Below are 18,997 nucleotides of genomic sequence, written 5' to 3' on the forward strand. Positions count from 1 at the left end.
AAAGACACGAAATTCGCGTCTTTTTTATTTTACAGTGATAACTCTACCTGTTTCACTACTTTCAATCGCTAATTGAATAAGCCTAATAACTTCTAAGCCTTCTTGTGCTGTTACAGGTGGTTTTTCACCATTTACAATACTATCTCTTACACCTTTATAGTACATGTCATAACAGCCAACTTCTGTCGGAATACGCTCTAGCTTTTCTTCAACATCTAAAGTAGCAAAATTCTCTTCAGCGTCTGCTCCATAACTGTTATCGCCTGGCTTCATTCCATTTTTTAATTGTTCTTCCTGTGAATCCATGCCGTATTTCACGATAGAACCTTTATCTCCATGCAGTGTAAAGTGTGGACCTGCTTGCTTAACATAACTGCTACTATGTAAAGTGACACGTTTCACACCGTAGTGAAGGATAACATGGAAGTAATCATCAATTTCTGCACCTGGTCGTTGTTTGATCACATCTGCACTTATCGCATCTGGTTTCCCAAATAATGATAGTGCTTGGTCAATTAAATGCGATCCTAAATCATATAGTATACCTGATCCTGGTAAATTCTTTTCTCTCCAGCGATCACGTACATTCGGGCGAAAACGATCGAAATGCGCTTCATATGCGTATACATTTCCTATTCTACTTTCTTCTAACAATTTCTTTATCGTTAAGAAATCATTATCAAAACGACGATTATGATATACACTTAAAACCACATTATGTTGCTCTGCTAACGAAATAAGCTCTTCCCCTTCTTCAATTGAAACAACGAATGGTTTCTCCACAACTACATGCTTACCATGTAAAATTGCTTCTTTTACATACGGAAAATGAGTCGTATTCGGTGAAGTAATGACCACTAAGTCAATATCAGCAAGATTTACTAATTCCTCAATTGTGCCAACAACTTCAGCGTTTGGTAATACTTGTTTCACTAGTTCTTCTTTTGAAGATAAAATAGCACGAATATCGTATTCTTCTATCGTTTCTAATAATGGGATGTGAAATGTTGTACTAGAAAAACCAAATCCTACAATCCCTACACCTATTTTTTTCATATTGCCCCTCCATCTGTCCGGCTTCAACTAATAATCAGTGGGGATAAAGAAAATCTCCACTTTATGAGAACGATTTCATTCAGTTATTATAACAAGATTATTGTTTTGGACATAATAATTTGCCTAGAAAAAAGCATCTTGCTATTATTCATAGCAAGATGCTTTCACTTTACTCCGGTCGTTTTTTCGTCCACGTTTCAATAACTTCACCAGTATCATTAACATCTAGTACTAAACTACCGTTACTATACCGGTCTTTATTTCGATACGCTTTCGGATCAATTTCTTCTACGATGTGCTTCTCTGTCTTCATGTAAACTAGTTCATCATCTCGAACAATTTCAATACCAACAATACGGTATGGATTACGTTTTAACTCTTTGAAAATAACAAGGCCTCGCTTCGCCCTCGTTGATTTCTCAATTTCTGATGCTTTTAAACGTTTTACAGCACCGCGCTGCGTAACAAGAATAAGTTGATCTTTTTCACCATTTAACGGTTTACCAGAAGCGACATAATCATCTTCTTTTAAATTAATTGCTTTCACACCAGCGGCCCTTACACCAACTGGACTTACTTCATCTTCATGGAAAATAAGTGCATATGCACCATAGGTTGCAAGAACAATATCACTCGTTCCATCTGTTGCAAATATATCTACTACTTCATCATCTTTTTTCAAGTTTACAGCAACGAACGCCCTTGAATAACGCTGTACTTTATATTGGTTTAATTCTGTTTTCTTAATCATGCCATTCTTTGTTACAAATACGATAAATCGTTTTTCTTCTTCAAAATTCGGTACGACGGTCGCCCAAATAATCATTTCATCTCGCTCGAGTGAAACGAGATTCGCAACGTGTTGACCTAAATCTTTCCAACGGATTTCTGGCATTTCATATACTGGCAGATATATATAGTTTCCTTTATTCGTAAATAAGAGGACTGTCTCTGTCGTATTCGTATCGAATCGCTCCAGTAAGATGTCACCCTCTTTCATACCGAAGTCTTTCCCGTTCGATGCATTATGCGAACGCCAACCTGTTCGTTTCACATATCCTTCTTTCGTTACAGTAACGATGACATCTTCCTGCGGAATCATCACTTCCACATCGATTTTAATTTCCTCAATTTGTTCTTCAATAATAGCACGGCGATCATCACTATATGTTTTCTTTACTCTCTTCAAATCTGTTTTAATAACTTGAAGAAGTCTTTTTTCACTTTGTAAAATTGCCTGTAATTCTGCAATTTTTGTACTTAATTCATCCGCTTCTTTTTCCAGTGCTGTAATATCTGTATTTGTTAAACGATATAATTGTAACGAAACGATTGCTTCTGATTGTGCTTCTGTAAAGCCGAATTTGGCACTTAAGTTATCTTTCGCATTACGTTTATCTTTAGAAGCTCTAATCGTTTCGATTACTTGATCTAAAATTGATAATGCTTTCATTAAACCTTCAACAATATGCTGACGATTTTCTGCTTTTCGTAATTCATACTGAGAACGTTTTGTTACAACTTCTTTTTGGTGTCCAATATATGCATCCAAAATCTTTGGTAACGTCATAAGTGTAGGACGACGATTATTTATCGCCACCATATTAAAGTTATATGGAATTTGTAAATCTGTGTTCTTATATAAATAATTTAAAATACCTTCAGCATTTACTTCTTTTTTCAGCTCTACAACAATGCGAAGACCTGTACGATCTGTCTCATCACGTACTTCAGCAATTCCATCTAGTTTTTTGTCTAGACGTAATTCATCCATTTTTTTAACAAGGTTCGCTTTATTTACTTCATAAGGAATTTCAGTAATTACGATTTGTTGTTTTCCACCACGAATCGTTTCAACTTCAGCTTTCCCGCGAATAATAATTTTACCTTTTCCTGTTTCATACGCTTTTTTAATACCATCAATCCCTTGAATAATACCACCGGTCGGGAAATCTGGTCCTTTCATAACTGTTAATAAATCATCAACAGTACTATTCGGCTTATCAATACGCATCATCGTCGCATCAATTACTTCCCCAAGGTGATGCGGAGGAATTTCTGTTGCATAACCAGCTGAAATTCCTGTCGATCCGTTCACTAATAAGTTCGGGAACATCGCTGGAAGCACAACAGGTTCTTCACTCGTATCATCAAAGTTTGAAACAAATTCTACTGTTTCTTTATCAAGATCACGTAACAACTCAGATGCAATTGGTGATAAGCGGGCTTCCGTATAACGCATTGCCGCTGCTGGATCGCCATCCACACTACCATTATTACCATGCATTTCAACTAAAACATTACGTACTTTCCAAGTTTGACTTAAACGTACCATCGCCTCATATACAGAGGAATCACCGTGTGGATGGTAGTTACCGATAACATTACCAACTGTTTTAGCTGATTTACGAAATGCTTTATCATGTACATTTCCTTCTACATACATAGAATATAAAATACGTCTTTGTACAGGTTTTAAACCGTCACGCGCATCTGGAAGGGCACGGTCTTGAATAATATATTTACTATAACGTGCAAAGCGGTCACCTAACACGTCTTCAAGCGGGAGGTCATGAAACTTCTCTGCCTGCATGTTATTCCACCTCCGTCTCCATAATCATTTCATTTTCTAAAATATTTCCTTCTTCTTGCATACCAAATTGTACATTTCGTTCGATCCATTTACGACGTGGTTCTACTTTATCACCCATCAATGTCGTAACTCGGCGCTCCGCTCTTGATGCATCGTCAATTTTCACACGAATCAACGTACGTGTTTCAGGATTCATTGTCGTTTCCCATAATTGATCGGCATTCATTTCGCCAAGTCCTTTATAACGCTGTAGCATGTAGCCTTTACCAACTTTTTTTGTTACACCATCTAACTCTTCATCAGACCATGCATATTCAATTACTTCACTTTTCCCTTTTCCTTTACTTACTTTATATAAAGGTGGAAGTGCAATAAATACTTTGCCAGCCTCGATAAGTGGTTTCATATATCTGTAGAAGAACGTTAGTAACAATACTTGAATGTGAGCTCCATCTGTATCGGCATCGGTCATAATGACAACTTTATCGTAGTTAATATCTTCAACAGCGAATTCATTCCCTACACCACCGCCAATAGCGTAAATGATTGTATTAATCTCTTCATTTTTAAAGATATCAGCAAGTTTTGCTTTTTCTGTATTGATTACTTTACCACGTAATGGTAATACCGCTTGGAAACGTCGGTCTCGGCCTTGTTTCGCTGAACCACCGGCAGAGTCACCCTCCACTAGGTACAGTTCATTTTTTTGCGGGTTACGTGATTGTGCAGGTGTTAACTTACCACTTAATGTACCTTCTGATTTCTTTTTCTTTTTACCAGTACGTGCTTCTTCTCTCGCTTTGCGAGCAGCCTCACGTGCTTGCGCTGCTTTCACTGCCTTTCTCACAAGAAGTGTAGCAACATCCGGGTTTTCTTCTAAAAAGTAAGCTAAATGCTCTGATACAATGGCATCAATTGAAGAACGAGCTTCACTTGTACCTAGTTTCCCCTTCGTTTGTCCTTCAAACTGAAGTACTTCTTCTGGTACACGTACAGAAACGATAGCCGCTACACCTTCACGAATATCTGTACCTTCTAAGTTTTTATCTTTTTCTTTTAATAACGATACTTTACGAGCATACTCATTGAACACACGAGTCATTGCTGTCTTAAAACCAGCTTCGTGTGTTCCACCATCTTTTGTACGTACGTTATTTACAAACGAAAGAATATTTTCTGAGTAGCCATCGTTAAATTGGAATGCTAGCTCTGCCTCAATTCCATTTTGTTCACCAGTAAAATATACTACCGGATGGATTGAATCTTTTTCTTCGTTTAAGTATGAAACGAAAGCTTCGATTCCTGTTTCATAATGAAAGACATCTTCTAAATCATTTCGCTCATCTTTTATTGAGATTTTCATCCCTTTTAATAAGAATGCAGATTCACGTAATCTTTCACATAATGTTTCATAATTGTAATTTGTCGTGCTGAAAATCGTTGTATCTGGTTTGAAATGCATTGTCGTACCAGACTCTTTCGTCTTCCCGATTTTCTCTAACGTCGTTGCAGGCACACCGCCATTTTCAAAGCGTTGTTCATAAATATTTCCGTCACGCTTAATCGTTACGACTAACCATTCAGATAAGGCGTTTACAACTGATGCCCCAACACCATGTAAACCACCACTCGTTTTGTAACCACCTTGACCAAACTTACCACCAGCATGAAGTACAGTTAAAATAACTTCAGGTGTAGGTTTCCCAAGTTTATGCATTCCCGTAGGCATTCCTCGCCCTTTATCTATAACGCTAATACTATTATCTTTATGTATTACGACAGAAATTTCGTCGCCAAATCCCGCTAACGCTTCGTCAACGGAGTTATCTACTATTTCATATACTAAATGATGCAATCCACGGCTATCCGTACTCCCGATATACATACCCGGGCGTTTTCGAACGGCTTCAAGTCCTTCTAGCACTTGAATTGCATCTTCATTATATTGGAACTGATGCTTCGCCAAACTCCTTGCCCCTTTCCTAATCAAATCAGAACATATGTTTCTATTATAGAATAACGCCTCGACTATAGTTTTGGCAAGTTATCTTATCTCTTTTATATACCATTTTCAATAGAAAAATCCTTGTTTTTTCACAAGGATTCCTCTAGGCTACTATTTCAGAAAAATAATCGTTTGTCAACGAGAAATGGATATGTATGCCAAGATTACACATTCCACACCTTTATCATGATCCAAATGATCAATATCCAAAATGGGATAACGAGTAACAATCCCCAAAAACAGCCTTTAAAAAATCTCATGATGAACACCTCGTTCATCGGCCCTACTTATCTATAACGAGGGCTGAATCAATCTTTCTCTCTTTAAAATCTATACTACTTTGTCATCGCATGTTCTACTTTAATACAACGATCCATTATTACAGTATAGCCTTTTTCTTTTAACAGTTTATATGTATCTTCATCTTGTACTCCTAATTGTGCCCAAAAAACATCTGCATCAATCTCTACAAACTCTTTCGCAACATCCATTAAAAATTCTGAACGGCGGAATACATTTACAATGTCAACATGTTCCTTAATATCCTTTAGTGAAGAAACCGCTTTTTCTCCAAGTACCTCATCTACTGTTGGGTTTACCGGAATAATGCGATACCCCGCATCTTGCATTGCTTTTGAAACCATATACGATGTACGTTCTGGCTTATCCGATAATCCAACAACTGCAATCGTTTTGCTTTTCTTTAATACTTCACCAATTTCCGTACGAGTTGGGTTTTCAATTGTCATAATTTATCCCTCCTATTCCTTTAGTATAGCCGATAAAGAAAGTCTCTTTCAATATGAAAGAGACTTTCTTTTATTTCAATTATTGATTCTTTGTAGCTGAATTATCTGCTAAAGTAGCTGTTTTCGTCATTTTTTGACCGTTACGATAGAATGTAACTTCTACTTTTTCGCCTACTTTTTTCTTTTCATATAAATATTTACGGAATTGAAGTGAATTTTCTACTTTTTGATCATCTAATGCTACTACAATATCATATTGCTCTAAGCCAGCTTTTTCGGCAGGTGATATTGGGTAAATTTTACCTAATACAACGCCGTTTGTTACTTCTTTTGGTACTTTCAATTGATTTACTGCATAAGCTTGCACATCTTCTAATGAAACGACACCTACTCCAAGAGCTGGACGTTTCACTACACCGTCTTTTTCAAGTGATTCAATAACTGGCTTTGCGATATTAATTGGAATAGCAAATCCAATTCCTTCAACTTCTTGTTGTGCAATTTTACTTGAATTAATCCCAATTATTTCACCGTTTTGGTTAAATAACGCACCACCACTATTACCTGGATTAATCGCGGCATCTGTTTGAATAACTTGAGCATTCCAATCCGCACGTTTATCGCCATCAATATCTACTGGAATTTCACGTTCTTTACTACTAATAATACCTTCCGTTACACTTCCATCAAACCCTAGTGGGTTACCGATTGCAATTGCTTTTTCACCAGCTCGGATTTTACTTGAGTCACCTAAAGTGGCAACTTTATTTACATTAGACCCGTCAATTTCAACAACAGCTAAATCTAACCAAGGATCTTTCCCTACTAATTTTGCATCTACTTTTTTACCATCACTTAATTTTACAGCAAGTTTATTTGCACCATCTACTACGTGGTTATTTGTTACAATATATGCTTTATTTCCTGCTTTTTTATAAATAACACCTGATCCTGAACCAGCTTGTTGTTCTTGGCCTGTTGGTTGCATTGCAAATGGATCAATGCTTTGTTGCATATTAATAACACCTACAACAACATCTTTTGCGCCTTCAATCATACCAGGTAAATCAGTTTCATTTTTAGCTTTATTAACAACAGGAACTACAGTACCTTCAACTTTTGAATCCGAACTGAATGATGATACGGCCGCTCCATTATTTTGAGCCCATGGCATATATGGTGCTGCAAAACTAATTGTGACAGCTCCAACTACCGCTCCGACTAAACCTGTGAAAAAATAACCTTTTTTACCGCCTGATTTTCTCACTTCTCTCGTTTCACTATGCTCTTCATTTAAATTCGGTCCGTCGTAATATCCCATGTTTTATTTCCCCTCTCTGGTGAATTCGTACTTTTAGTATAGTCACAGTTTGTGTCCTTCTTGTGAACTCATCGTGAAATCCAATTAAAAAAATACTCTTATCTAACATTGTAGACAAGAAAAGTATTTTTTGTACATTCCACCTACAAAAGAGAGTATAAATTTGCTATATCCCAAAGCCAAATTACATAGTATTTTCAAGGTTATTCTTCAAATTTATAACCAACTCGAATAACCGTACCGATATGCTTCGCTTTATCTCCTAGCTTATTTCGTAGTTTTTTAATATGAGTATCAACTGTTCGGTCATCACCGTAGTAATCATATCCCCATAACTGATCTAATAAATGTTGACGTGACAACACAATTCCTTTGTTCTCCATTAGATAAACAAGAAGTTCAAATTCCTTATGTGTCAATATAATTTCTTCTCCATTTACTAGCACCGTTCTAGATAGACGATTTACTTCTATTCCAGCTAAGGACATAGTATTTTCTTCCGCTACTCCTACCACGCCATCCGCACGTTTCAATAACGTCTTCGCTCGAGCTACTAACACTTTCGGACTGAAAGGTTTCGTTACATACTCATCTGCACCTAATTCGAACCCTAGTAATGTGTCATCCTCATCTGAACGTGCTGTCAGCATAATAATCGGTACTGCTGATTCTTTTCTAATTCGTCTACAGACAGACCATCCATCTATTTCTGGTAACATAATATCTAACATAATTAAATCTATTTCATGCTCTGCAAATAATTCTAACGCTATTTTTCCATCTTCTGCTTCGATTACTTCAAAGCCTTCATTACGAAAATAATCACTAACGATTTCACGTAGTCTTCTTTCATCTTCAACAAGTAATACTGTTTTATTCATATCATCTATCCCGCCTTTTTACTCTTTCAATCGAATAATACGTTGATTGGAGCTTCCGCGAAATGGAAGTGTTAAATCTTTTTTCTCGATTTCAAATCTTCCATCGACTAAAACATCCCCATAATGTAACAACTCTATCATATCATTATTTTGAGAACTCTGTATCTCTTCTAACGTATAACCTGTATACATCCACAGATTTTTTTTCAAATCTTTCACTGCTTTTGCTACTTTTTTCACTTCAGCAGCTTGAAAAAATGGATCTCCACCTGAAAATGTTACATCAGTTAATGGATTACTTGCAATCTCTTTCACAATTTCTTCTACTGTCATTTCAGTTCCATTACAAATATTCCACGATTTCGGATTATGGCAGCCGAAACAACGATGCGGACAGCCCGCAAAAAACACGACTGTCCGCAACCCTTCTCCATCTACTACACTATCATGAATGATGTTCATCACTTTCATTTATGCTTCACCCGATCCATCTCTTCACTACGTTTTGCACTATTCCACTTCGACATATCTCCTACAAGATAACCTGTTATACGGCGAATTCTTTCTATATTAGCCTCGTCTTCATTTCCGCAGCTGGGGCATTCATTACCAATAACTCCGTGGTAACTACAGCACTTACAACGGTCAACTGGATGATTAATTGAACCGTATCCAACGCCATGATCTGCCATCGCTCGTACAATTTGTTTTAACGCCTGTTTGTTATGCATAGCTGCTCCGTCTAGTTCAATATACGTAATATGTCCCCCGTTACATAGGGCATGGAAAGGTCCTTCTAAACAAATTTTATTTATCGCTTGAATGTTATAGTAAACTGGGATATGGAATGAATTCGTATAATAATTATGGTTCGTTATACCGCTAATCACACCAAATTCTTCCCTATCCTTTTTCACAAACTTCCCTGATAATCCTTCTGCAGGAGTTGCAATTACTGAGAAATTCAGTTCATGTTCTTCCGTCGCTTTATCCGTTCTCTCTCTCATAAAGGAAATGATTTCATACCCAAGTTTCCATGATTCTTCATCTTCTCCATGATGCTTTCCTGTTAAAGCTACTAAACACTCCGCAAGACCAATAAAACCAAGACTTAAGGTCCCTTGCTTTAAAATAGATGCTACAGAATCTTCAGGATGTAACTTTTCTCCACCGCGCCATACACCTTGCGAATATAAAAATCGAAAATCTCTTGCTCGCTTCGTACATTGATACTCAAATCTTTCTAATAATTGCTGGATTCCTAAATCTAAGTAATAATTTAACGCTTCAAAAAATGCTTCTTTTGAACCACTAATTAACGCTAATTTCACTAAGTTGATAGACGTAAATGATAAATTGCCTCTTCCAATCGCTGTTTCTTCTCCATGTATGTTAGACATAACACGGGTACGACATCCCATATAACATACTTCACTTTCCGGTCGCCCGTCATAATGCACGGCATTAAATGGCGCATCTAAAAATGAAAAGTTAGGGAATAATCGTTCAGCCGTTGTCTCTAACGCTAATTCAAATAAATCATAGTTCGGGTCACATTCTTCAAAGTTCACACCTTTTTTCATTTTAAAAATTTGAATAGGAAAAATTGGTGTTTCTCCTTTACCAAGACCAGCTTGTGTTGCTTTTAAAAGCTGTCTAACTAATAACCGCCCCTCTTTTGATGTGTCCGTTCCATAATTAATAGAAATAAACGGTACTTGTCCTCCTCCCCTACTATGCATACTATTGGAATTATGAACGAAAGCTTCACACGCCTGATACGTATCATTTTCTGTTTCTTTCCATGCAAATTCATCTATTTGTTCTTTCGTAAGCGGATATGACTGTAATCGTTTCTTATGTCTCGCTACTGTTTTTCTCACATATGGAGCTAAATCAATATCAAAGAGTGCAAATGATTGACCACCGTGCTGCATATTTTGATTCGCCTGAAAAATAATAGACGAAAGAGCCAAGGCACTTTTAATATCCTGCGGCTGTCTCATATGCCCATGTCCGGTATGAAAACCGTTCGCAAGCATTTGAGCTAACGGAATTTGCGAACAAGTCGTCGTTCCTGTCGCATAAAAATCTAAATCATGTGGATATAATATATTTTGATTTATTGCTTTTTTTACTTGATCTGACAATAAATTTTCAACTGCATAATATTTCGCACTCTCTGATGCGAACGTTCCCATTACTCCCATTGGAGAGCGGCCATCTACATTTGCATTTTCTTGCATTAAATCTTGCTCACTACCGTGGACAATCGTCTCAAACACTTTCATTAATTCTTCTCCACGTACATTTCGTTGTAACATTTATAACCCTCCACCAATATGTTGTTGTCTTTTGATTAAAATGTTACTACATATAGTCTTGGTGTTTCTGTGAGAAATGTAACATTCCTGTGAAATTTTTTTCACGAAATAATGAATTTTTCATTTACAAAAAAGAAATGTGCTCTTTACAAATGTATGGTACAATATACGGGAAAAACTCTTTTTACCCTTTATCAACACATTTGAATAAAGGAGACTGAACTTATGGTTACTACATATCTTTTATTTATCGTTGCCTACTTACTTGGCTCGATTCCATTCGCACTAGTCGTTGGAAAAATCGGCTACGGAATCGATATTCGTGAGCACGGAAGCGGTAATCTAGGCGGAACAAATACATTCCGCACACTAGGGAAAAAAGCAGGTTTTATCGTTACAATTGCTGACATTTTAAAAGGTACATTAGCAACAAGCCTACCGATTATTTTCGGATTAGATGTTCATCCACTATGGTTCGGATTAGCAGCTGTTCTTGGACATGTGTATCCGATTTTCGCAAAATTCCGTGGTGGTAAAGCTGTTGCAACTTCTGCTGGCGTGCTATTATGCTACTCTCCAGTTGTTTTTGCAATATTAGCTGTTGTCTTTTTCAGCCTTTTATTTACAACAAGATACGTATCACTTTCTTCTATGGTAACAGCCGTTGTTGCTGTTATTGCATCCATTGTTAGCGGGGATAAAATCTTCATTATTGCGATGTGTTTATTAGCAGGTATGGTTATTTATAAACACCGTGCAAATATCGGACGAATTATAAATAAAACTGAACCGAAAGCAAACTTTTCAAAAAAGCAAAAATAAGATCGTAACCCACATAACGCAAAAAGAAAACGTGAAGCATATTAATAGCGTCTTTTTGCGTTATTTTTTATACTAAAGAAAAAGCAACATAATTTGGAGGAACTATACATGAATCTTTCCGTAACAAAAGAAGCAGCACAATGGTATAAAAACGAATTAAACTTACAATCGGGTGAAACACTACGCCTTTTCGTACAATACGGCGGTTGCAGTACTGTGCAAAAAGGACTTTCTTTAGGTATTCGTAAAGATGACCCTGCACATCCTGCTGTTCAAACTCAAGAAGAAGGTATTAACTTCTTTATTGAAGGCGATGATGAGTGGTTCTTCGATGGACATAATTTATCTGTTACATTTAACGATGGTGATGATTTCCCGCAATTTAATTATGAAAAATAAAAAAAGTGTGGCAGAAGCCACACTTTTTTTATTTTTTCTTAATTTCCTCATATTTCGCATACCACTCAGGATATAACTTTTTAAATGATACGGGCCTGAACCCTTCTTTTTTCGCACAAATATTCGTCGTAGTTGCAGTAATACAAAGGTCTCCATCACCGTTATATATTTCATAACCATATACAACGCGAAGCGGACTCACAGTGTCCACCCACGTTTTCACAATTGCTTTTTCACCGTAGCGCATCGCTTTACGATATGAAATTTGCAAGTCTAACACAGGAGAAATAATTCCCTCTTTCTCCATTTCAACATATGAAAACCCTAAATCTTGTATAAGTTTAGTACGGCCTAGTTCAAGCCACACCAAATAGTTTGAATGGTAAACAACACCCATTTGATCTGTTTCCGCATAACGGATTTCAACTTCATGTTCTGCTACAAACATTTCTATTCGCCTTCTTTCACTTCTGCTACCTTGCATACATTTAATCATAATACAGCGGAATCAAAAATAAAATAAAAACAGTGAATCTTTTACCGAAAGGAGCAAGCATATGATTCAAATTGTAACTGTTCGTAGCGGTGATAGCGTATATAGCTTGGCATCAAAATATGGAACAACACCTGATGAAATAGTAAAAGACAATGGACTAAATCCATCTGAAACACTCGTCGTTGGTCAGGCACTCATCGTGAATACGAAAGGGAATAATTATTATGTACAGCCTGGCGATAGCCTCTATCGAATTTCTCAAACATATAACGTTCCTCTCGCTAGCTTAGCTAAAGTGAATAACTTATCTTTAAAATCCATTCTCCATGTCGGGCAGCAATTATATATACCGAAAGGGACAAAACGAGCAGTAGAATCCATCGCTTATTTACAACCTTCAACTATACCTATTAAAGAAAGTTTAGTTAGTGCTACGCGTGCTATTAATCCATTTTTAACATACTTAGCTTACTTCAGTTTCGAGGCAAAAAGAGATGGTACGTTAAAAGAGCCAACTGAAACAGCTAAAATCGCTAATATTGCAACGCAAGGCAAAACCATCCCTATGCTCGTTATTACAAATATTGAAAATGGAAATTTCAGTGCCGATCTGACATCAGTTATTTTACGGGACGCAACAATTCAAAACAAATTTATTACAAACATTTTGCAAACCGCTGAGAAGTACGGTATGCGAGACATTCATTTTGATTTCGAGAGCGTGGCACCTGAAGATCGCGAATCGTATAATCGTTTTTTACGAAATGTGAAAACACGATTACCTAACGGATACACATTAAGTACAACGCTTGTACCGAAAACAAGTTCCAATCAAAAAGGGAAATTTTTCGAAGCTCACGATTATAAAGCACAAGGACAAATTGTTGATTTCGTCGTTATTATGACATACGACTGGGGTTGGCAAGGCGGACCACCGATGGCTATATCTCCTATCGGTCCTGTAAAAGAAGTACTTCAATACGCAAAATCTCAAATGCCTCCCCAAAAAATTATGATGGGGCAAAATTTATACGGATTCGATTGGAAACTTCCGTTCAAACAAGGGAATCCGCCAGCAAAAGCAGTTAGCTCTGTCGCAGCTGTTGCACTAGCTCGTAAATACAATGTTCCTATCCGCTATGATTTCACAGCTCAAGCTCCACATTTCAATTACTTTGACGAAAACGGCATACAACACGAAGTTTGGTTTGAAGATTCGAGATCTATTCAAAGTAAATTCAACTTAATGAAAGAACAAGGCATTGGTGGTATTAGTTACTGGAAGATCGGTTTACCATTCCCGCAAAATTGGCGTTTACTCGTTGAAAATTTTACGATTACGAAAAAGGGCTGACAAAAGTCAGCCCTTTTTTACTATTAAAAATCCGTCACAAAAAAGAAGAATGACAACATCCTCCCTTTTTAACCGTTATCAACAATCGGTTGTTTACCTGTTTGGTCTTGCATTTGCTTGCCTTTATTGCCACCAGCTTTTTTTGATTGTGTCCCAATATGATTCGGTGCAAAGTCTTTTGAATTCTTTTTCGGATTACCCATTACTATCGCCTCCTTAACACTAGTATCGTACTAGTGTTAAGAATTATTCAGCTTGCTTAAAAAGTTTCATTTCATAACGTTTTTCAATACGCTCTTCAATACGATCGATTGCATCACGATCGCTTAATAATTGTTGTTTATTTTCTTTCACAAGTTCGTCAAATGATTTACGGCGACTTCTTCTCATGCTGTTCACCCTCTCTCCTTCGCATTCTTACTATACATAGTATGAGCAAATGAAAAACTCTTTAATCAGATTTGTAAGAAAATTTTATGTTTTAGTACTCCTAAAAAAACTCCGTGTACAACTTCTTGTACACAGAGTTTTTTATACCATCATATTTAAATACTCTTTTAACTTTTCATCTGCATTCATTTCACTTTGTTTATACTCACTTAGCGCTTTCAGTACAAAATCATACTGTTCTAAAATATAACTTTCTAATTTCAGAACGTCCTCTAAGGTATTAAGCATAATTCTCGTATTACCAACTTCACTTTTTAACGCCGGTTCACAATTTAAACTCGTACATATTTCCTTCACTTCATCTTCTAATATCTCTGTTAATACGTATTTCTTTCGCCCTTTTACTTTTACTCTCATAACTGGGTAAAAAGCTTTTATGTCTAAATAACTTCCTACATTCATACAACGAATCCATTCGATATCACGTTTATTTCGTACAAGTATCTTTTTTACTGCTTCATATACTGCTGTTTCATCAAGTACTTCCGTGTCCGATTTCCTGTTTGTTTCTTCTTCAATAGATGCACATTTTTGATAAACAGCTGCACACGTAATACAATCATCAAATGCATTATGAGAACTTAAACGAATGCCAAGCATTCGCTTTAACGTTTCAAGTTTATGATTAGGCGCGTGCTTCATATATTTCTTTGCTAAAAACACAGTGTCAATCACTTTATTTTTAGGCTCAGGCAGCCCAAGCATATTTACATTGCTTTTCAAAAAACGCATATCAAAAGATGCATTATGAGCGACAATTACATTTGTATGTAAAAATGCTAAAAATAAAGGTAATACTTCTTCAATCGTCGGTGCATCTGAAACACGATAATTTGTAATACCTGTTAAACTCGTTATTCGGTCCGGAATTGAACGCTCTGGATTCACATAGGAAACAAACTGATCTACTAGTTCATGATTACTATATTTCACTGCTGCGACTTGAATAATTTTATCATTATAAGGGTTAAATCCTGTTGTTTCAAAATCAATTACAACATAATCTAACGGTAAGGATATATTCCCCACTCCATACACTCCTTTATCTCTAAACGTTTATATTTCTTTTATCATAACATGCTGCTATCACTACGTGAAAAAGAAAAGGCAGAAATGGTAACTTTCCACTTCTACCTTTTCACCGTTATTTTAATTTATCAATCCGTTTCTCCATCTCTTTTTGCGTCATCGGTCCAATGAACTTATCTTGAATGACACCTTTCGTATCTATAAAATACGAAGTTGGGATCGTAATGACTTTATAGGCTGTCGTTACATCAATATTCTTGTCCAATAAAATAGGAAAAGTAATTCCTTTTTCCTTAGCAAAATTACTTACCTTTTCTACGCCCCCACCTTTTTCTGAAGGTGTATAATTTATTGCTAAAATTTCTACGTTTTCTTTATGTTCTTTATAGAAAGCCTCCATATCAGGCATTTCTTGCTGGCAAGGTCCACACCACGTTGCCCAAAAGTTTACAATCACTTTCTTTCCTTTTAAATCCGATAACTTTACATCCGTTCCATCTAACTTCATTAATGTAAAGTCCGGAGCACTCTTCCCTATTTCAATACCATTACTTGCAATCATCTCTTTCATAGCAGCTTCACTTTTTTCTTGCTTCCCTTGTACCACCTGATCGTTTTTACCAAACTGTTCATAAGCTGCATATCCGGCTAAACAAAGTAACACTACAATAATCGTAAACTTCCGCCACATTTTATATCACCCTAACGTGTTTGTCTTCTTATAACTTAATCAACAAAATACTATATACCTTATTTTAGCTTATACGGACGAGCTTGGAAATATTCACAGTCGAAATAATCGGAATATTTGTAATTTAAATGAAATATTTACCTTTATATCATATAATTAGAAATATATACAAAAACTGCGAGGTGATATGTATTTTACAATTGCTTATCAACCCTTTCACTTTCGTTTTTTTCACTTTACCATTACTATGTATTTGTTTGAGCAGTTTGCTATACAAATTTAAATGGGCTGCTATTATTATTTCTTTTACTGTCCCTTTTATATTTTTCATTATCGTCTCTGAATTTGACATACACCTAGCTTTACAAAACTTTGATGCTTGGATTGTTTTTAGTGCTGTTTATTCCGTACTTTCCTACATAACAGCAGCATTAATAAGAAGAAAACTGCACGTATAGAAATTTCAAAAAGGATGATGTTTTTATGAATTTATTTGAAAAAATACTATTATATATTCTTAGCTTTATATTTTCCCCAATCGGCATTATTACTTGGATCATCTCGCTCTTCAGTAAAGATCCTGAAAAAAGGCAAGTGGGACGTATTTGCCTCTATATCGCTTTAATCTCATTTATCCTATTAGCTGGCCTTGGTTTTCTTAGTTTCTTCACGACGACTATGACTACCACTACTATACAGTAGTTATAGAAAGGATGATTATTTTGGGAGAACATCCTATAAGTAAAGAACTTCGTCATATACGGATATGTTTAGTTGTTTTAGTAATTGTTCTTTTATTTTTCAATAGTAAAAAAGTCGTTGAAATTTCTACAAATCATGATTCTACAGAAAATGTTTCGACCAGTAATATGACACAGATTGCCGAAAATACATTCGCTATTCAAGAATATAACCCCTCTCTAAGTAGCGAACATACGGTCAAAATTTTCAAATATAATCCAGATACAAACCAACTTACTCTGGTGAAAGAGTTTGACGCTAACGATACTGAGTCTTATACGTATCAACTTAATACGAGTGAATAAAGATAAGAGCACTATGTCGCTCTTATCTTTTTATTAACATCTTTTTGAAAAATGACTTATATGTTAGTAATTCTTTAGGGTCCCCACATTCCACAACACTTCCATTATTCATGACAACAACCCAATCCGCTATCATCGCCCTCTCTACATCATGTGTCGCCACAATTCTCGTGACCCCGCTTCCTAATCCTTCTATCATATTCCAAACAGTTTCTTGATTACTCGGATCTAATCCCGCAGTCGGTTCATCTAACATAATAAGATTTGGATTTGAAACAATGGCTCGCAATAATGCAAGCCGTTTTCTTTCCCCTCCCGAAAGCTCTTCTCCACTTTTATGTAGTACAGTTTCAACCCCCTCAGGTAAATCTCTAATAATCGATTTCATATTTACAAGTTCAATATTTTTTTCTAATTGATTTTCTAAATACGCTTCTCTGAAATACATATTCTCTTCTACTGTCGTCCGAAAGAAACGAGGTTCTTGCCACACTGTCGTCATACGAGCCTTATTACCATAATAAGCAATGCTACCGTTAGATGGTTTATACAACCCTGTCATTAATTTTAAAAGCGTTGTTTTTCCTGCACCACTTTCTCCTACAATAATAACGAGTTCACCAGGATAAATTTGCAAATCAATATTCTTAATTCTGCATTTCTCTCCATCACTTGCCTGAAATGAAACATTTGTTACCGTCATCCCCATCGCTCTTTCTACCTTACTATCTGCCCCTCGTTTATCTAAAAAAGAAAAAACTCTGTTTGCCGAAGCGACTGCAACTTGTGTCATCATTAATAAATTGCCAACGTAGCGAACTGGAAAAAAGAGCATTTCAATTGTGGCTAACACGGCAACAAGTGAACCAACTTCCATTTCCCCCCTCATTATTTTTTGCGCGCCTATAATGAGAACAACGATATACGCTCCCGTTTCAATCACCGTTCCAACTACTCCAATGCAGTGTTGCATCATCGTCTTCTTTATTTCTGTTTTATAAGATCGGGCTGTTACTCCTTTAAATAAGCGAATGGCCCACTTTTCTTTTTGCAAACTACGTAAATCTTGTGCTCCATTTACAAACTGTGACACCATCTCTACAACACTTGATTGATCGCTTTGAGCAACGCTTGCAATTTTTCTTACCTTTTTCCCCATCACCACCGGAACCGTTGCACTTAAAAATAAAAACGGAGTTACCCATAATATGAACATGATATCTATATGTTGTAGTGCTATGAACGCACCTATAAATTGCGCAATGGCGTGTATATATTCTATTAATATAGAACCATACAATCTGACCCAGTTTGGAATATCAGACACAACTAACGTCTCTAACTCTCCTTGTTTAATCTTCTCACTCTCTTCAAACGGTAATGAGAAAAAATGGCGTAATACATCTATACGCATCTTTCGCAATATTCGTTCACTTACTTTGGAGCTTATATAATCAAATGAAAGATTGTTCACCCACATCAGCAAGCGACTAACTGTAAACAAAGTAATGTAAAAATACACCTCCTTTAACTCCCGTTGAATAAGGTTATCTACAATTAATCCCATTAAAATCGGTCTAGATAAGTTTAAAATAGCTGCGAAGGATCCACTGCATACAGCTGCTATTACTAACATTTTTTCTTTCTGTAACGGTAACAATATTCTTTTATATTTTTTCATGACCTTTCCTCCATTTTTTAAAGTAAAAAGAAAGGGATGAAACCAAATGGTTTCATCCCTTTTCATAAAATAAGGAAGCTAACAGTTGTTAGCTTCCTTA

General features: G+C 36.2%; 19 protein-coding genes. 5 read left to right on the top strand and 14 right to left on the bottom strand.

Annotation, left to right across the window (positions count from 1 at the left end):
* Positions 1-24: 24 nt before the first annotated feature.
* The 8 genes from ACHZK0_RS17200 to ACHZK0_RS17235 all read right to left on the bottom strand — a co-directional run bounded on the left by ACHZK0_RS17200 (position 25) and on the right by ACHZK0_RS17235 (position 10,929).
* Positions 25-1,056: an oxidoreductase gene (locus ACHZK0_RS17200; protein ID WP_270343947.1), complete on the bottom strand. Its 1,032-nt coding sequence runs from the start codon at positions 1,054-1,056 to the stop codon at positions 25-27.
* Between the two features lie 169 nt (positions 1,057-1,225).
* The gene (gene parC / locus ACHZK0_RS17205) at positions 1,226-3,649 is read right to left on the bottom strand and encodes a DNA topoisomerase IV subunit A (protein ID WP_262741300.1); all 2,424 of its coding nucleotides are present in this window, start codon (positions 3,647-3,649) and stop codon (positions 1,226-1,228) included.
* A gap of 1 nt (position 3,650) precedes the next feature.
* On the bottom strand, positions 3,651-5,615 hold the full coding sequence (gene parE / locus ACHZK0_RS17210; RefSeq protein ID WP_242255587.1) for a DNA topoisomerase IV subunit B: 1,965 nt from the start codon (positions 5,613-5,615) through the stop codon (positions 3,651-3,653).
* Between the two features lie 374 nt (positions 5,616-5,989).
* Positions 5,990-6,403, bottom strand: a complete 414-nt coding sequence (locus tag ACHZK0_RS17215; RefSeq protein ID WP_000151391.1) for a CoA-binding protein — start codon at positions 6,401-6,403, stop codon at positions 5,990-5,992.
* A gap of 79 nt (positions 6,404-6,482) precedes the next feature.
* Positions 6,483-7,724, bottom strand: coding sequence for a S1C family serine protease (locus tag ACHZK0_RS17220; RefSeq protein WP_151634193.1), 1,242 nt, complete (start codon positions 7,722-7,724; stop codon positions 6,483-6,485).
* A 203-nt stretch (positions 7,725-7,927) separates the two neighbouring features.
* Positions 7,928-8,605, bottom strand: coding sequence for a response regulator transcription factor (locus ACHZK0_RS17225; RefSeq protein WP_061679915.1), 678 nt, complete (start codon positions 8,603-8,605; stop codon positions 7,928-7,930).
* Between the two features lie 18 nt (positions 8,606-8,623).
* On the bottom strand, positions 8,624-9,076 hold the full coding sequence (nrdG, locus tag ACHZK0_RS17230; RefSeq protein ID WP_000867061.1) for an anaerobic ribonucleoside-triphosphate reductase activating protein: 453 nt from the start codon (positions 9,074-9,076) through the stop codon (positions 8,624-8,626).
* Complete coding sequence (locus ACHZK0_RS17235; protein WP_395760742.1) at positions 9,073-10,929, bottom strand: anaerobic ribonucleoside triphosphate reductase; 1,857 nt, start codon at positions 10,927-10,929, stop codon at positions 9,073-9,075. The genes nrdG and ACHZK0_RS17235 overlap by 4 nt, the downstream gene beginning before the upstream one ends.
* A 225-nt stretch (positions 10,930-11,154) precedes the next feature.
* Between ACHZK0_RS17235 and plsY the strand changes: the two genes are divergently transcribed.
* The gene (plsY, locus tag ACHZK0_RS17240; RefSeq protein WP_000258967.1) at positions 11,155-11,751 is read left to right on the top strand and encodes a glycerol-3-phosphate 1-O-acyltransferase PlsY; all 597 of its coding nucleotides are present in this window, start codon (positions 11,155-11,157) and stop codon (positions 11,749-11,751) included.
* Between the two features lie 108 nt (positions 11,752-11,859).
* The gene (locus ACHZK0_RS17245) at positions 11,860-12,150 is read left to right on the top strand and encodes a HesB/YadR/YfhF family protein (protein ID WP_001054449.1); all 291 of its coding nucleotides are present in this window, start codon (positions 11,860-11,862) and stop codon (positions 12,148-12,150) included.
* Between the two features lie 28 nt (positions 12,151-12,178).
* On the opposite strand, the gene ACHZK0_RS17250 is transcribed toward ACHZK0_RS17245, so the two are convergent.
* Positions 12,179-12,598, bottom strand: a complete 420-nt coding sequence (locus ACHZK0_RS17250) for an acyl-CoA thioesterase (RefSeq protein WP_000495809.1) — start codon at positions 12,596-12,598, stop codon at positions 12,179-12,181.
* 109 nt (positions 12,599-12,707) lie between these two features.
* Here ACHZK0_RS17250 and ACHZK0_RS17255 point away from each other — a divergent pair, with 109 nt between their 5' ends.
* The gene (locus ACHZK0_RS17255) at positions 12,708-14,000 is read left to right on the top strand and encodes a glycosyl hydrolase family 18 protein (protein ID WP_395760743.1); all 1,293 of its coding nucleotides are present in this window, start codon (positions 12,708-12,710) and stop codon (positions 13,998-14,000) included.
* Between the two features lie 68 nt (positions 14,001-14,068).
* Here the strand turns inward: ACHZK0_RS17255 and sspN are convergent, their stop codons facing one another.
* From sspN to ACHZK0_RS17275, 4 genes are all read right to left on the bottom strand, one after another.
* Complete coding sequence (gene sspN / locus ACHZK0_RS17260; RefSeq protein ID WP_000527987.1) at positions 14,069-14,203, bottom strand: acid-soluble spore protein SspN; 135 nt, start codon at positions 14,201-14,203, stop codon at positions 14,069-14,071.
* Positions 14,204-14,246: 43 nt separating this feature from the next.
* Entirely contained in the window at positions 14,247-14,390 is a 144-nt protein-coding gene (locus tag ACHZK0_RS17265) for an FbpB family small basic protein (RefSeq protein ID WP_001254697.1), read from the bottom strand.
* A gap of 141 nt (positions 14,391-14,531) precedes the next feature.
* The gene (locus tag ACHZK0_RS17270) at positions 14,532-15,479 is read right to left on the bottom strand and encodes a 3'-5' exonuclease (protein WP_270343946.1); all 948 of its coding nucleotides are present in this window, start codon (positions 15,477-15,479) and stop codon (positions 14,532-14,534) included.
* Between the two features lie 115 nt (positions 15,480-15,594).
* The gene (locus ACHZK0_RS17275) at positions 15,595-16,170 is read right to left on the bottom strand and encodes a TlpA family protein disulfide reductase (RefSeq protein ID WP_262741305.1); all 576 of its coding nucleotides are present in this window, start codon (positions 16,168-16,170) and stop codon (positions 15,595-15,597) included.
* 483 nt (positions 16,171-16,653) lie between these two features.
* Here ACHZK0_RS17275 and ACHZK0_RS17280 point away from each other — a divergent pair, with 483 nt between their 5' ends.
* Positions 16,654-16,872: a hypothetical protein gene (locus ACHZK0_RS17280; RefSeq protein WP_242241835.1), complete on the top strand. Its 219-nt coding sequence runs from the start codon at positions 16,654-16,656 to the stop codon at positions 16,870-16,872.
* 11 nt (positions 16,873-16,883) lie between these two features.
* Positions 16,884-17,216: a YmzC family protein gene (locus ACHZK0_RS17285; RefSeq protein ID WP_395760744.1), complete on the top strand. Its 333-nt coding sequence runs from the start codon at positions 16,884-16,886 to the stop codon at positions 17,214-17,216.
* Positions 17,217-17,238: 22 nt separating this feature from the next.
* Here ACHZK0_RS17285 and ACHZK0_RS17290 read toward each other — a convergent pair whose 3' ends face one another.
* Positions 17,239-18,897 carry an ABC transporter ATP-binding protein gene (locus ACHZK0_RS17290; protein WP_395760745.1) on the bottom strand — a complete coding sequence of 553 codons (1,659 nt, stop codon included), beginning with the start codon at positions 18,895-18,897 and terminating at the stop codon, positions 17,239-17,241.
* Between the last annotated feature and the right edge of the window lie 100 nt (positions 18,898-18,997).

The sequence above is a fragment of the Bacillus sp. 3G2 genome (genome assembly GCF_044324725.1).
Lineage (GTDB): Bacteria > Bacillota > Bacilli > Bacillales > Bacillaceae_G > Bacillus_A > Bacillus_A mobilis.